11 protein-coding genes are annotated in these 14421 nt (G+C 71.3%); all 11 read right to left on the bottom strand.

The window, feature by feature from the left end; genetic code table 11:
- Nucleotides 1-75: 75 nt before the first annotated feature.
- The 11 genes from AC1RVY_RS09250 to AC1RVY_RS09200 all read right to left on the bottom strand — a co-directional run bounded on the left by AC1RVY_RS09250 (nt 76) and on the right by AC1RVY_RS09200 (nt 14420).
- A complete protein-coding gene (locus AC1RVY_RS09250) occupies nt 76-1143 on the bottom strand; it encodes an aminotransferase class I/II-fold pyridoxal phosphate-dependent enzyme (protein ID WP_492806337.1) in 1068 nt (355 codons plus the stop codon).
- Complete coding sequence (gene cbiB / locus AC1RVY_RS09245) at nt 1140-2132, bottom strand: adenosylcobinamide-phosphate synthase CbiB (protein ID WP_218294167.1); 993 nt, start codon at nt 2130-2132, stop codon at nt 1140-1142. The genes AC1RVY_RS09250 and cbiB overlap by 4 nt, the downstream gene beginning before the upstream one ends.
- Nucleotides 2120-3706: a PepSY domain-containing protein gene (locus tag AC1RVY_RS09240; protein ID WP_492806335.1), complete on the bottom strand. Its 1587-nt coding sequence runs from the start codon at nt 3704-3706 to the stop codon at nt 2120-2122. Before AC1RVY_RS09240 ends, cbiB begins: the two co-directional genes overlap by 13 nt.
- Before the next feature lie 28 nt (nt 3707-3734).
- Nucleotides 3735-5849 carry a TonB-dependent receptor gene (locus AC1RVY_RS09235; RefSeq protein WP_492806333.1) on the bottom strand — a complete coding sequence of 705 codons (2115 nt, stop codon included), beginning with the start codon at nt 5847-5849 and terminating at the stop codon, nt 3735-3737.
- Between the two features lie 83 nt (nt 5850-5932).
- Nucleotides 5933-6502, bottom strand: coding sequence for a cob(I)yrinic acid a,c-diamide adenosyltransferase (gene cobO, locus AC1RVY_RS09230; RefSeq protein WP_218294164.1), 570 nt, complete (start codon nt 6500-6502; stop codon nt 5933-5935).
- A 28-nt stretch (nt 6503-6530) separates the two neighbouring features.
- Nucleotides 6531-10763: a cobaltochelatase subunit CobN gene (cobN, locus tag AC1RVY_RS09225; protein WP_492806332.1), complete on the bottom strand. Its 4233-nt coding sequence runs from the start codon at nt 10761-10763 to the stop codon at nt 6531-6533.
- Entirely contained in the window at nt 10760-11146 is a 387-nt protein-coding gene (locus tag AC1RVY_RS09220) for a DUF2149 domain-containing protein (RefSeq protein ID WP_492806331.1), read from the bottom strand. Before AC1RVY_RS09220 ends, cobN begins: the two co-directional genes overlap by 4 nt.
- Nucleotides 11147-11207: 61 nt before the next feature.
- Nucleotides 11208-11675 (bottom strand): hypothetical protein, encoded by a 468-nt coding sequence (locus AC1RVY_RS09215; protein WP_008906167.1) that lies wholly within the window; start codon nt 11673-11675, stop codon nt 11208-11210.
- Entirely contained in the window at nt 11672-12490 is an 819-nt protein-coding gene (locus tag AC1RVY_RS09210) for an ABC transporter ATP-binding protein (RefSeq protein WP_492806330.1), read from the bottom strand. The genes AC1RVY_RS09215 and AC1RVY_RS09210 overlap by 4 nt, the downstream gene beginning before the upstream one ends.
- Nucleotides 12487-13521, bottom strand: coding sequence for a FecCD family ABC transporter permease (locus tag AC1RVY_RS09205; RefSeq protein ID WP_492806328.1), 1035 nt, complete (start codon nt 13519-13521; stop codon nt 12487-12489). Before AC1RVY_RS09205 ends, AC1RVY_RS09210 begins: the two co-directional genes overlap by 4 nt.
- Nucleotides 13518-14420 carry an ABC transporter substrate-binding protein gene (locus AC1RVY_RS09200; RefSeq protein ID WP_218340806.1) on the bottom strand — a complete coding sequence of 301 codons (903 nt, stop codon included), beginning with the start codon at nt 14418-14420 and terminating at the stop codon, nt 13518-13520. Before AC1RVY_RS09200 ends, AC1RVY_RS09205 begins: the two co-directional genes overlap by 4 nt.
- Between the last annotated feature and the right edge of the window lies 1 nt (nt 14421).

The following is a 14421-nucleotide window of genomic DNA, read 5'->3' as shown; positions in this document are numbered from 1 at the left end:
CCGGGCCTCCTGAAGAGATAGGGAGAGGAAGATGCATGGATGAATCCGGCATGGTAGCGCCCGCGCGGCGCGGGATCAGCGCCCCCATGCCTGCAGCAAAGCCTGTTGCGACGCTGGCGGCAGCACCCCCAGCCGCACATGGCCCGGCAGGCCGAACGAGGTGCAGTCGCGCAGCTTGATGCCCTGGCCGCGCAGCCCGGCCAGCCGTTCGGCCAGGGACTGGGGATCGGGCCCGCCGTCAGGCCGGGCGCAGAAGTAGTTGGCCTGGCTGCCCGCCCGCACCGCCCAGCCCAGGCCCGCGCACAGCGCCAGCTGGCGCGCTTTCCAGTCGCGCAGGGTGGCAAGGCTGCCCACCACCCACTGCTGCACGGCGGGGTCCAGCCAGGCCTGCAGCAGGGCCACGCCGTGCGCGCCCAGCGGCCACGAGGGAGCCAGCGCAACCAGTGTGTCCACCTGCCCTTCGGCACCCGCGGGCGCCACGGCATAGGCCGCACGCACGCCGGTGAGGCCCAGTGCCTTGTTCGGCGTCCACACCTGCCAGCAATGGGCCGGGGTGGTGGCGGGCCGGCCGGTCCAGGCGCCCGGGCCCTCCAGCCGCAGCGGCGCATAGGCGCAGTCGAGCACGCGCAGGACGCCGGGGACGCCGCCATCGGCCGGCGCATGCCAAACATGCGCGGCGGGGTCTGGCCGGCCCAGGGGACTGGAAGGGTCGCAGGCCCATTGCAAGCCCGCCAAGCCCGCCAAGCCCGCCAGGCCCGCGCCCGCTTCGCCTGCGCGCGCCAGTGCCAGGCCCCGCGCCAGCGCGGCCTGGGCGTAGTCGCCATAGCTGTGCGCGGGCAACGCGACCTGCACGCAGCCCTGCTGCACGGCCAGCGCAGTGATGCGGTGGATGAACTCGCTGGCGCCGCCCGCCAGCACGATGCGCCGGGGGGCCACGCCGTGGAATGCCCCCAGGCCCTCGCGCAGGGCGGTGTAGGCCGGGTCGGGGTAGCGGGTGGCGTCGGCCGCCCGCACGGCATGCAGCGCTCCCGGGCATGGCCCGCAGGCATTGCTGTTGGTGGAGAAGTCATGGAGCGCCGCGCCCATCGCATCCGGCCCGCCGTGCTCGGGGGCGGCCGCGCTCCAGCGCAGGGGCCCGCTCATGCCGTGCACACCATCACCAGCAGCAACTGGGCGGCCGCCAGCAGCGGAACCAGCGCCAGCACCGCGTTGCCGCCCAGGCGCGCCGCGCGCCGCGTATCCAGCGGACCGGCCGCGCGGCCCGCGCCATGCAGCGTGTACACGCCGGGCTTGGCCAGCCGCACCCCGAGCGCCAGCGCCATGGCCGCCATCGGCCAGCCGCTGTTGGGCGAAGGCGTCTTGCGGGCCTGGCGCGCCAGCGTGCGCAGCCGCATGCCGCGTGCGCCGGCCACCAGCAGCAAGGCGGTGATGCGCGCCGGCAGCCACGACAGGACATCATCGGCATGCGCGGCCCATTTGCCCGCCCACTGCCAGTAGCGCCCCCCGCGCATGCCGGGGTAGCCCCACATGGCATCGGCCGTGTTGGCAAACCGGTACAGCGCGGCACCGGGCAGGCCCAGCAGCACGAACCAGAACAGGGGCGCCACCACCGAATCGTTGAGGTTCTCGGCCAGCGATTCGATGGCCGATTCACGCACCTCGACAGCGCTCAGGGCGCTCACGTCCCGGCTCACCAGCCGCGACAGGCGCGCGCGCCCTTCGGGCAGCGACTGGCCCAGCGCCACCTCCACCGCCAGCACCTCGTCGCGCAGCATGCGCCAGGCGAGCAAGGGCTTGAGCAGAAAGGCCAGCACGGCCGCGGCAAGCAGTTCATGCAGCGCGAACGCCGCATGCTGCAACACCGCGGAAACTATCAAAACAATAGCTGCCAGCGCACACCAGACAAGCGCTGCAAGCCAAAAACATCTCCAATCCTGCGCCACGGGCACCGTGGGGGCCAGCCGCTCGCCCCCGCGCTGCAGCGCCTTGCCCATCCACACCACGGGGTGCCAGGCCGCGGGCGGCTCGCCCAGCCACCAGTCGATCACCAGGGCCAGCGCGGGTACCCACACGAGCACGCGCCATGCGGCCCAGCCCGCGCCGGGAACCAGCCCCGCGACTACGCCGTCCATGCGCCTCCCGCATCGCGGGCCGGCCCCTGGGCGCGGGCGGCGCGCCGCCGGGGCACCAGCACCCGCCACGCGATCACGCACGAAGTGGCACACAGCGCGACACCCAGCAGCGAAAGCCCGACGATCAGCCAGGTGCGCAGCACAGGCCGCGCGAGCAGCGGCGCGAAATCCAGGCTGTGCAGGCCGTGGTACAGCATGCGCTGCCACGCCGTGCCCGCGTCGGTGCGCAGCACGATGCGGCCCGACGCCGGGTCGGCATACACCGCCACCCCGTCATCGGCCCAGCGCGCGCGCCACACCGGCAGCGGCCGCGTGTGCAGGGCAGCGCCGTCCTGGCGCCGCGCATAGTAAAGGTCGTCGTAGTGCTCCATCTTCTCCACGGCAGGTGCCGGTGCTTCGGGGCGCAGCATCTGCAGCCGCGCGCGCAGCATGGCGTCGGGCAGTGCCCGCGCCATGGTGGCAGACGGACCATCCGCCCGCACCAGCCATTGTGAAGGAATGCCCGCGGATTCCCGGCCACGCACCCGGTACCAGGCCTGGCCCGCGATGCGCAGCAGATCCAGCTCCTGCACGACCATGCCCTGCGCCGCCGCCTGCACCACCGCATCCCGTGGCCCCCGGCTGAGCGGGGCGGGCTCACCGGCCCACTGCGCCCGCGCCTGGGGCCCCACGGCCGCGCCGCCGAACACGCCAAACGGGTTCATCGACATCAACCCCGAGAACATCCAGGTGAGCGTGAACACCGCGGCCACCAGGCCCAGGATGTGGTGCCAGCGCATCCAGAACCTGCGGTACGGAATCCACCGCTGGCGGTTCAGGAACAACTGCCAGACGCCGAGCACGATGCCCGTGGCGGCCAGCAGCACCCCGGGGATGGAAAGCCACACCACCACGTGGTGCCAGGCCCTGGGGAACTGCCGCAGCACGGTGGGGTAGATCCAGTGCGGCACGGCGCCCACCCAGTTCCAGAAGCGTTCGGCGCGGCGCGTGTCGCGCACCACCTCGGCCGCGCCGGGCGAGACGTACAGCTGCAGTCCGTCATCGCCGTCCAGCAGCACCTTGATGAGGGGACGGTGCACATCCAGGCCCTGCGGCACCGTCCACTGGTCGCGCTCGACCCACTCGGTGCCCGTGGCGCGGCGGCCGCTGAAGGCCTCGGCCACCCGGGCGGCCGCGTCCGGCGACAGCGGCGCGAGCAGCGTCCCGCTGCGCGCGTCCACGGTGCGCCAGCGCGGCCTGGCATCGGGCTGCGGCGCACGCGCCACGGCGCGTGCCTGCACTGCCTCTTCCGTGGCCAGCAGGCGCCACACCGGCGCATCGCCCAGCATGCCCAGGCGCGCCTCGCCGCCCACCGCAGGCCGCAGGCCCGCGCGCTGGGCGGCATCCTGCGCCGCAAGGCAGCATCCCGGGCCTTCCAGCGTCAGGGCGGGCAAGGCGGCCAGCCGCTCCGCCGCCGTGAGGCTGGGGAACGGCACGAAGTACAGAACCACCCCGCTCACGAACCACATGAGGAAGAACAGCGCCAGCACCACGCCCAGCCACTTGTGCACGAAGATGACGAGCTTCTTCAGCATGCGCCGCGCCTTGCCCGGTTCGCCGCGATCAGAACGTTGCGCGCGCGGTCAGCTGCACGGTGCGCGGCGCTCCCAGCAGCCAGCGCGCGTTGGCCGTGCCGGCCAGCGCATAGTCGCGGTCGGCCAGGTTCTTCACGGCCAGGCCGAGCTTGAGGTTGCGCGAATGGTCGTAGGCCAGCGAGGCATCCAGCACCACATACGACGGCAGTTGCGTGGTGTTGGCGGTGTTGCCCTGACGCGCACCCACGTAGCGCGCGCCAAAACCCGCCTGCCACTGCGGCAGGAAGCGGTAGGTGGTCCAGATGCTGGCGGTGCGCTCGGGCACGCCGGTGGGCGTGTTGCCATCGCGCGAGACCAGGGCGCCGGAGACCAGTTCCTTGAATGCGTCGTAACGCGCACGCAGCAAGGCGGCATTGGCGTCGATGGTCCAGCCGCGCACGGGCTCGGCCGCGAAGGCCAGCTCGATGCCGGTGGAGGACTGCTGGCCCACCTGCTGCGAGAGGTTGGGATTGCCGGCGTCGCGCGACAGCAGGTTGCGTTTTTCGATCTTGTACAGCGCCACGGTCCACTCCCCGCGCACGGCGGGCACCGCGCCCTTGGCGCCGACCTCGACCTGGCGGCCCTTGGTGAGGTCGAAGGTGTTGCCGTCGCCCGGCAGCGACAGCGCGCCGGACAGCGGGTCGGTGCCGGTGCCGAACTGGCCGTAGAGCGACAGCGCCTCGCTGGGCGACCACACGGCGCCCAGGCGGCCGGTGACGGGCGAATACTTCTTGACCAGGTTCACGCCCGTGCGCAGGTCGGTGGTGTCAAGCTCCATGCGGTCGCTGCGCAGGCCGGCCACGAGCTTCCATTCCTTGGTGAGGTCGAGCGCGTTCTCGGCGAACAGCGCGGTGGTCTGGAGTTCGGACGCGCGGCCCGGGAGGGTGGGCACGGGGCTGATGAAGCCGCCCGGGGCGAAATTGAACGGGTCCACCGTGCTCGCCCCGCCGTACGGGGAGTTGTTGGTGTGCAGCAGCCTGGTGCGGTACCAGTCCAGGCCCACGATGAAGCGGTTCTTCATGCCGCCGAGGTGGCCGTCGAACGCGGCGTCGAGGCGGTTGCCGGTCTGCTGCTGGTCGTGCAGGATCTCCAGGTAGTCGCTGCGGTTCACGGCCGTGCCGGCGGCGTTGAAGGCATAGGCCTCGGCATTGCGCCAGTGGCGGTCGGTGGTCAGGTGGTAGGTCTCGTTGCGCAGGCGCACGCCGGCGGCCTGCCAGTCGACCTTGGCGCGCCAGATGCGGTCGTCGTACTGGACCACCGAGTCGGCCACGTTGAAATTGGTGCGGCGCAGGCGCTCGTCGAGCACGCCATTGCGCAGCGGGGTGCCGAAGTAGCGCGCATCGTCGTTCACGCCACCGTCCAGCGACAGGGTCACATTCAGGTCGGGGCTGGCGCGCACGGCCAGGGCCAGCGCGTAGTTGTGGCGCTGCGTGTCCATGAACTGGCGGTAGCCGTCGCTCTTTTCGGCATCGAGGTAGACCGAGTAGGCCAGCACATCGTTGATGGGGCCGCGCAGGCCCACGCCGCCCTGCACGCTGCCGAACGAACCCACGCTCAGGAACGCCTCGCGCTGCGGCGTTCCGAAGACCGGGCGCTTGGTCACGTAGTTCACGGCCGCGCCGATCGCCCCGTCGCCATAGAGCACCGAGGCCGGGCCGCGCAGCACCTCGACCGACTCCATGGGCCAGGTCGAGAACGGGTAGGTGATGGTGCCCGAGGCCACGATGAGGCGCGTGCCGTCCACCATCTGCGCCACCGAGCTGTGGCCCGCAAAGCCGCGCGCCACCAGGCTGGTGCCGCCGTTGCCGGGGGCCGGCGCCTCGGTGATGCCGGGCATGCGCACGGCCACGTCCTGCGCGCGGGTCAGGCTGCGCTCGGCGATGTCGGCCGCGCCCAGGCTGCTCACGCTGGCGGGCGTCTCGCGTGCGGTGAGGCCCAGGCGTGAGCCGGTGGTGCCAGGCAGGTCGAGCCCCAGCGTGCTGCCGGCCGTCTCACGCGGCGCCGTCACCTCCACCGGCAACAGGGTGGCGGACTCGGCCGCAGCCGGTGACTGCATGCCAAAAGACCAGAGGCACAGGGAAATGGAAGTCAGGGAAACGCGCATGGAACAGGACCTTGGGAAAGCGGAAGGGCGAAAGCATAACGCAACCAAGTTGCATTATCGACGCAAAGCGACTTTGAACGTGCTCAGTCCTCGATGCCACGCTGCGCGGGAATGCCCGCCTTGAATGCGTGCTTGACCATCTGCATCTCGGTCACCGTGTCGGCCAGCTCGATGATCTCGGGCGGGCAGCGGCGGCCGGTGAGGCACACATGCACCTCCTTGGGCCGCTCGCGCAGCGTCTGCAGCACACCCTCCAGCGGGAGCCAGCCGTAGATCAGCGGGTAGGTGATCTCATCGAGCACTACCAGGAAGTGCTCACCCGACAGGATGGCGGCGCGCGCCTTCTCCCAGCCGTCGCGCGCCAGCTGGGCCGAGTGCTCCAGGTCCTTGCTCTTCCAGCTGAAGCCGTCGCCCAGGCCCTCGATGGGCAGGCCGAGCTGCTCGAACATGCGGTGCTCGCCGAAGCGCGCGGTGGGCACCTTCATGAACTGGAAGATCTTCACGGCCTTGCCCCGGCCGTGGGCGCGCAGCGCCAGGCCAAAGGCCGCCGTGCTTTTGCCCTTGCCATCGCCGGTGTTGACGATGACGATGCCGCGGCGCTCGCCCTCGGGCTTTTCATAGCGCTTCTCGGTGGGTGGGGTTTCGATCTGCATGGTGGGGGGGCTTTCAAGAAGGGTCGATTCACGCGCGGGCCAGGCCGGGCGCGGCGGACAGTGAGAACGGACGGCGCGCCTGCCATGCAGCGCCCGCCAGCACTACCAGGGCCATGACCAGCAGGGCCACGATGCCGGCCATGCGCTCCACGGGGCTGGGTTCTTGGGCGGTGTCGGGGGCATCGCGCTCGGGCTGGCGCTCCAGCAGCACGCCCATGGCGGGCACGGTGGGTGCGGCGGGCGGGGCTTCTGCCTGGGCGGGTGGCGCAGGCAGGTCGGCAGCAGGCGGCACGGGCCGCGGCGCCGGCGCGGCAGGCGACTGCGGCGTGGCCACGGCCATCCCGGCGGGCACGGACTCTACTGCTTGCACATCCTGTGCGGCCTGCTCCACCCAGCGCCGCACGCTGGGCAGCTCGGCCGCCAGCGGGGCCGCGCGCGTGAGCTCCTGGTACATCTGCGCGAGTTGCTTTTGCGTGGCGGCATCGGCCTGCCAATAGCCCTGGCGCTGCGCCTGCACCAGGCGCTCCAGCGACTGGGCATAGGCCTGCGGATGCTCCTTCAGCCATTCAGGCAGGCCCAGCTGGTGCTTGTCGCGCACCAGCACGTCGTAGAAACTCTGCCAATGGTCGCTGCGCACCGTGTCGGGCGCCACGGCCTGCCAGCCCCAGGCGAACTGCACGGCCTTGAGCACCTGCAGCGTGCCCGAATAGCCCTCGGCCTTTTGCGCCTTGAGCCAGCCGGGGTGCAGGTAGCGCGACTGCATCTCCAGCGCAATGGCGCGCTGCGCGGTTTCGGTGGTGGGCTCGCTCACATCCTGCAGCTGGGCCACGTGCAGCTCCAGCCCCTGCGACCGGCCGGCCACGCGGGCTGCGGCCGACAGGCCGCCCAGGTACTGAAACGGGTCGTCCGAGCTGACCATGGCGTACAGGTTCGAGCTGCGCGACAGGATGGCGGCGTCGGTACGGCGCAGGTGGGCCCCCAGCGCCTTCGCGGCCGTGCCGCCCGCAACCCCCGTCACCGGCTCGCCCTCCAAATAGGGCTGGCTCATGCGTTCGAGGAACATCTGGCCCAGGCGCGCATCGTTGGTTTGCAGGCCGTCGCTCTGCACCGCGTCGGACAGGCCGGTGCCATAGTCGCCCACCGCGTTGCCGAACGAGCGCACGCGCGCCAGTTGCTCGGCCTGCGCGCGGGGCACACCCTGCTTGCGCAGCTCCTGGCCGATCTGCTCGGTGTTGCGCGCAATCACATTGCCGGGCTCGGCCGTCGCGGCCTGGGCCACGGCGCGGTCGAGGAGCGCCATCAGCGCGGGGAACTGGTCGCGGTACGAGCCGGTGATGCTCATGAGCACATCGACGCGCGGGCGTTTGAGTTCTTCTGCGGCAATGGTCTCCACACGCACCGGGCGGCCCGAGTCGTCCCACACCGGGCGCATGCCCAACGCCACGAGGGCCTGCGCTTCCATGATCCCCTGGTGGCGCAGTGTTTCGCCCGCCCACAGCGACAACGCCATGCGCTGCGGCACCTGGCCGCCATGGCGCGCCTGGTAGTCCTTGAACCAGTCGTTGAACAGCGTCTGCGCCACGGCATAGGCCTGGCGCGTGGGCAGGCGGCTCGGGTCCAGCCCCGTGAGGTTGCGGCCCGTGGGCAGGCTCTCGGGGTTGCGGATCGGATCGCCACCGTACGCAGCGGTGAGGAAACGGCCCTCCAGCCCCGCCAGCAGGCCGGGCATTTCGCCTTCGGCGGCCAAGAGGCGCTCCAGCTCCTGCGCGCGCTGGGCCAGTTGCAGCAGCGCGGGCGTGTCGATGGGCTTGCGCGCGGCGCGGTTGGGCACATGGTCTTCGGCGCGCACCACGTCGGATGCGCCCGCCGCACCCGGTGTTGCCACCTGCGCTGGCAGCACGGGGCGCAGGTCCAGCACGCTGGCGGCCTGCGCGTCGGTCAGCGCCACTTCCAGCCAGCGTGCGGGGCGCGCGGCCAGCACGGCATCGTGCTTGATGAGGAAGGCTTCGTCGATGTCTTCGCCCAGTGCCTCGATCAGCGGCTTGCGCAGCGCCTGCAGGATGGTCTCGCGCCGCTGCTCGGGCGCGGGCACGCGGCCGAACACGGCCAGGCCCTTGGGCTGCGAGCTTTGTGCGAGCTGGTCCAGGTAGGGGTGCAGGATTTCAAGAAATCCGCTGAAGTCGGCCGCGATGCGCTCGGCGCTCCATCCCAGGTCGCGGTGCAGCTGGTGCTCCACGAACTGCGCGACCAGCTGCTTTTCGAGCGCGCGGCGCGTGGGGCCTTCGTCCACGGTTTCCCACTCGTGCATCACCTCGTGCATGTGGGCCATGCGCGCCTCGAAGCCTGCAGGCGCGAACACGGGCGTGCGGTGGCTCACCAGCACGGCGCGGCCCCGGCGCTTGGCCGTGAGGGCCTCGCCCAGGTTGTCCACGATGTAGGGGTAGACCACGGGCAGGTCACCGAGTGGCAGCAGCGCGTCGTCGTGCACATTCAGCGCACGCGCCTTGCCACCGGCCCATTCCTGCGTGCCGTGCGTGCCGAAGTGGATGAGGGCATCGGCCTCCAGCTGCGCCCACAGGTACACGGCCAGGTAATGGTGCGACAGCGGCGCCTTGCTCTTGTGCATGAACGGGTTCTGGCCCAGGCGCAGGGTTTCTTCGCGCGGGGGCTGGGGCAATACCGAGAGTTTGCCCACCTGCAGGCGCGGGATGGCGAACACTTTTTCGCCCTGCCACTCGACCACGTAGCGGCTCTTTTCGGGCGGGCCCCAGTGCGCGTTCATGCGCTCGCGCACGGCCTTCGGCAGCGTGGCCAGGTGCTGCTCATAGCGCGCCAGTGGCAGCGCGGCGGCCTGGCCGTTTTGCAGCAGCGCGCGCACATCGGCGCCGGGGTAATAGGCGGCCAGTAGCGGCTTGAGCCCGTCGATCCAGCCCTGTTCGGGCACCTGCTGCGTGCGGTAGCCCGCCTGGGCCAGGCCGCCAGAGACCTGCTCCAGGCTGCGCGGCACGTTGAGGAACGAGGCGCCGAAGTTGGTGCCGCCCGGCGGGTAGTTGTAGACCATGGCCACCAGGCGCTTGTCTGCTGCCGGTTTGGTCTGCAGCGCGATCAGGCGCCGTGCCTTGGCGGCCACGGCCTGGGCCTGGCGCTCGATGAGGCGAAAGTCTTGCCCCTCGGCGCCGTGGGCGGCGACCAGGACGGGATCGATGGCCCCCGCCGCCTCGGGCTGCGCCAGGTAGAACGGCACATCGGACAGCGACAGGCCCGTGTCGCTGGCCTCCCACGCGGCGGCATCGCCCGCGCGGTAGGGCTGCGTGCCCAGCAAGGGTGCGCCCCAGCGGGCCAGCAGCGGCTGCAGCGCGGCGGCCTGGGGCACGAGCTGGTGCAGCACCAGGGCGGAGGCATGCAGGCGGCCGGGGCCGGTGCCGCTCTCGGAGGGCAGCTCCAGCACCTCGGCCAGCGTCTGCGCCGTGACCTGCTGGCCGAACGCCGCATAGGCGAACAGGCCTTGCTGGCGGAAAGTGCGCAGCCAGGCATCGAGCCATTCGGTGCTGCCATCGACAAAATGGTGGCGGTGCACCAGCACGGCCACCGCCGGCAGGCCGCGCAGCGCGGGCTGGCCCTGGCGCCATGCCTCCAGCGCCATGGCGTTGGGCAGCAGCCGGGGCGCGTCGGGGTGGTAGATGCCCCGGGTGGGCAGGATCTCCGGCGCGGGCAAAACGGGCATGGCCACACCCGCCACGGTGGCACGCGCCAGGGCGATGGCGCTCTTCAGGTTGCGCGGGCCACCGGCCTGCAGGTAGGCCACCATGCGGCCGGGCGTATCGAGCGCGGTCAGGTCGGCGGCGGGGGCGCCCGCAGGCACCCACACCACGCGGCCGGGGGAACGTGTGGCACGGCCATCGAGCTGCGCCCCCGCCATGCGGCGCAGGCGTGCCTCCACGCTGGCATGCGGCGCATCCACCCACACCAGCGCAGCGCCCGCCAGCGCGCGCTCCAGCGTCCGGGCCTGTGCTGCGTCGAGCACCGCCGGCCCGGCGAGCGGGTAGTCGATGTGCGCAAAGCCCAGGCCTGCCTCGGTGGCCAGGCGCTGCACCATGGCCGTGCGCGTGGCTGTGGTGATGTCGGAGGTGAGCCACAGCAGAACGGGTGCGGCCTTGTTGGCGCCCGCTGCGCCCTGGGCCTTGTCCGCCTGCACCGCATGCGCCAGCGGCGCAGCCAGCAGCAGGCACCAGAGTGCCGCGCGCAGGATCAGCGCCTTCATGGCTTGGCGGGTGCCGGCGTGGCGGCGCCACCCGCGCCACCGGCCGAAGCGCCGGCAGGAGCAGCGCCCGTTTCAGGGATGTAGACGATGTTGCCGTCTTCGAGCTTGTAGGCCACGCCCGCGCGCACGCCCTGCCCTTGCGCCGCGCTGCCCGCGCCCTTGAAGCGCACCTCCTTGCCCTGCTCGCGCACCACCACTTCCATGTCGGGCTGGCCGGGGTTGCGGATGATGGTGACGCTCTCGTTGGCGCTGGTCTGGGTCTGCACGGCCACGGCCGTGAGCAGCGCTACCACGAGCACCAGGAACACGTCCACCAGGTTCACGGCCGACAGCATTGGGTCGTCGTCGTCTTCGGCCAGCACATTGAGGTGGCGAAGGCTCATAAGACACCTCCGCGCTGCGCGCTGCGTTGTACCGCTTGCTTGGGGCGGCCCGGCGCGGCGCTCATTGCGCCACCCCACGCTCCTTGCGCACCACCAGCAGCTCGGCCAGCAGCCAGCGACGGCGCACCGAGTACACCACCAGGCCCACCGACGCGGCGGCCAGCGCCAGCACCACGCCCGCAAACGCGCCGCTGAACACCGCCAGCGCCTGCTGGCCGTTGCCCGCCGCCACGCTCTGCAGCGCGGGGCCCAGCGGGATCATCGTGGCGATCAGCCCCAGCATGGGCGACAGACGGCTGAGCAGGCGCACGGGCTCCACCTGGCGCACCAGTTGCAACTCCAGTTCTTCCATCGACAAGCCAGGGGCCACCCGCAGCGAGCGGTACTGCGGCTGGCGCCAGCGCTGCCAGGCTTCCATCAGCGTGGCGCCGCCCGACCACAGCGCGTAGACAAACGCCAGCCCCACCAGCACCAGCACCGGCCACAGCAGCGACTGCGCGACCTGCGAAAAGCCCGATTCGATGTTCATGCTTTCACTTCCTTCATTCCTTGGTTGTTGTTCTTGCGTTGCAGGGACGGCAGCGCCATCCACATGCCATCCAGATGCCGCACATGGATGCGGTGGTCAAACACGCTCTCCAGCGCGGCGTGGGTATCGGGCGCATCGCAGGCGCCCTGGTGCAGCACGCGGCCATCGGCCATCACCACCATGTCGTCGGCCTGCAGCGCCAGCGACACCTCGTGCAGCACGCTGACCACCGTGCCGCCCGCATCGACCAGCGCGCGCATGGTGTGCAGCCAGTCGGTCTGGTGGGGCGGGTCGAGGTTGGCCAGGGGCTCGTCCATCAGCAGCACCTGTGCCTGCACGGCCAGGGCGCGGGCCAGCAACACGCGCTGGCGCTCGCCGCCCGACAGCTGCGCCAGCGGGCGGTGGCGCCAGTCCCAGGCCTGCGTGGTGCGCAGCGCCTGCTCGACCGCTGCGTGGTCGGCCGCACCCGGCGGTGCCAGCCAGGCCTGGTGCGGCAGGCGGCCCAGCATGGCCACGTCGTAGCTCGTGAGGTCGTCGGCCGAGCCTTCGTTCTGCCCCAGCCAGGCGAGCTGGCGGGCACGTTCGCGTGCGGGGATCTGCGCGAGTGGGCGGCCCAGCAGCAATACTTCTCCCTGCACCGCAGCGCGCGGCAGCAGGCCCGCCAGCACCTTGAGCAAGGTGGACTTGCCCGCGCCGTTGGGGCCGACGATGCTGGTCCAGCGCCCGGCAGGCAGTTGCAGGTCAATGCCCTGCAATATCAAGCGATTTCCGATGCTGGCGCTTATCTGGCAAGCGCTGATAGCTACTGAATTCATAGTGAACCACCTTGCGACGTCCGCCGGTGCATGAGCCACAGCAGGTAGGTTCCGCCCAGCGCCGCCGTGAGCACGCCCACGGGCAGTTCCTGCGGTGCCAGCAGCCAGCGCGCCAGGATGTCGGCCGCCAGCAGCAGCACCGCACCCATCAGGCTTGCGAGCACGATGTGCCGCTCGTGCGTCACGCGCACGATGGAGCGCACCAGGTGTGGCGCGGCCAGCCCCACAAACGCGATGAGCCCCGTTTGCGCCACGGCCGTGCCCGTGGCCAGCGCCATGGCGGCCACCAGCCCGACGCGCATGGGCATGAGCGGCAGGCCCAGGCTGGCCGCCGTGGCCTCGCCCAGCGTGAGGCCGTCGAGCGCGCGCGCCAGCATCCAGGCGACCACCGAGCACAGCCCCCAGGCCACGGCCATGAGCACGCAGGCCATCCAGCCCACAAAGGCGGTGCTGCCCAGCGTGAACGCCTGCATGGCCTGCAGGATGTCGGGCGAGGCCAGCTCCACCAGGTCGCGCAGCGCGCCCAGCACCACGCCCACGATCACCCCCGCCAGCAGCAGGCGCAGCGTGTGCTGCACGCCTTTGGCCAACAGCAGCGTGAGCACCACCGCCCCCGCCGCGCCCAGGAAAGCCATGCCCGTGATGCCGATGCGGGCCATCCACTGCGCCGCCACCGGCGACACACCGAACAGCGCCATCGCCACCGCCCCGCCCAGCGCGGCGCCCGAGGCGCTGCCCAGCAGGTACGGGTCGGCCAATGGGTTGCGAAACAGCCCCTGCGCCACAGCACCCGACAGGCCCAGCAGCGCACCCGCCAGCCACGCGCCCAGCGTGCGCGGCAGGCGGATGTCCCACACGATCTGCCAGGCGACGGGGTCGCCGCGCATGCGCAGCACGCTGTCAAAACCCGTGCTGCCCACGCTGGCGCCACACACGGCCAGCACAACACTGGCCAGCAGCAGCCAGGCGGCACACCATGCCGCGCGGCGGCTGGCGGAACCTGTTGGCAAATCCATGGCAAGGCTGGTCATGGAGCTTTCTCCACCAGACAGCGGGCCATGATGCGCGCGGCCTCGGCCATGCGCGGGCCAGGTCGCACCACCACATCCGAATCACCGGGGCCAAACACGCACAGCCGGTTGTCGCGGATGGCGCGCATGCCGGCCCAGCCGGGGTACGGCACCATGGCCTGCATGCTGCGGTTGCCGATCATGATGATGTCGGGGTTGGCGCGCACCACAAATTCGGGGTTCAGGCGCGGGAACGGACCGAGCGACGCGGGCACCACGTTGCGCACCCCCAGCCGGGTGAGCGATTCGCCGATGAACGACGCCTCGCCCGCCGCATAGGGCCCCCGGCTCACCTCGAAGTACACGCGCGCATTTTTCGCCTTGGGTGGCAGGGACTGCGCCGCCGCCAGCACGCCCGCATCGATCACGCGCCAGAGACGGTCTGAGCCTTGCGCGCGGGGCACGCCCAGCAGGTCGCTCACGGTGCCCAGCACGCGGCGCACGTCGGCATGGGTCTTGGGCTCCAGCTGCACGACGGTGAGACCCAGCGCCTCCAGCCGGTCGCTGGCGCGCGAGCTGACGGACATGAGCACCAGGTCCGGCTTGAGCGCGACGATGGCCTCGATGCTGGGATCTATGCCGCCTCCCATCTTGGGCAGCTTGCCGACCACGGCCTCGGGCCAGTTGGAATAGCGGTCCACCCCCACGAGCCGGTGGCACTGCTCCAGCTCGCACACGCTTTCGGTCAGCGAGGGCAGCAGGCTCACGATGCGCTCGGGCGGGCGGGGCAACGCGATCTTGCGGCCCTTGTCGTCGGTGATCTGCACAGGCTGCGCCCGCGCCAGCCCGGCCATGAGCAGGCCCAGCAGCAACAGGATGGCGATCACCCACAGGATGCGGCGCACGGGGGTTGGTTTCATA

Source organism: Acidovorax sp. GW821-FHT11A03, assembly GCF_058809075.1.
This window is presented reverse-complemented; position numbering and strand designations above follow the sequence as displayed.

Bases quoted from the DNA above. Each gene is read 5' to 3' on its own strand.
- AC1RVY_RS09250 (WP_492806337.1), bottom strand. From the start codon at position 1,143: ATGAGCGGGCCCCTGCGCTGGAGCGCGGCCGCCCCCGAGCACGGCGGG.
- cbiB (WP_218294167.1), bottom strand. From the start codon at position 2,132: ATGGACGGCGTAGTCGCGGGGCTGGTTCCCGGCGCGGGCTGGGCCGCA.
- AC1RVY_RS09240 (WP_492806335.1), bottom strand. From the start codon at position 3,706: ATGCTGAAGAAGCTCGTCATCTTCGTGCACAAGTGGCTGGGCGTGGTG.
- AC1RVY_RS09235 (WP_492806333.1), bottom strand. From the start codon at position 5,849: ATGCGCGTTTCCCTGACTTCCATTTCCCTGTGCCTCTGGTCTTTTGGC.
- cobO (WP_218294164.1), bottom strand. From the start codon at position 6,502: ATGCAGATCGAAACCCCACCCACCGAGAAGCGCTATGAAAAGCCCGAG.
- cobN (WP_492806332.1), bottom strand. From the start codon at position 10,763: ATGAAGGCGCTGATCCTGCGCGCGGCACTCTGGTGCCTGCTGCTGGCT.
- AC1RVY_RS09220 (WP_492806331.1), bottom strand. From the start codon at position 11,146: ATGAGCCTTCGCCACCTCAATGTGCTGGCCGAAGACGACGACGACCCA.
- AC1RVY_RS09215 (WP_008906167.1), bottom strand. From the start codon at position 11,675: ATGAACATCGAATCGGGCTTTTCGCAGGTCGCGCAGTCGCTGCTGTGG.
- AC1RVY_RS09210 (WP_492806330.1), bottom strand. From the start codon at position 12,490: ATGAATTCAGTAGCTATCAGCGCTTGCCAGATAAGCGCCAGCATCGGA.
- AC1RVY_RS09205 (WP_492806328.1), bottom strand. From the start codon at position 13,521: ATGACCAGCCTTGCCATGGATTTGCCAACAGGTTCCGCCAGCCGCCGC.
- AC1RVY_RS09200 (WP_218340806.1), bottom strand. From the start codon at position 14,420: ATGAAACCAACCCCCGTGCGCCGCATCCTGTGGGTGATCGCCATCCTG.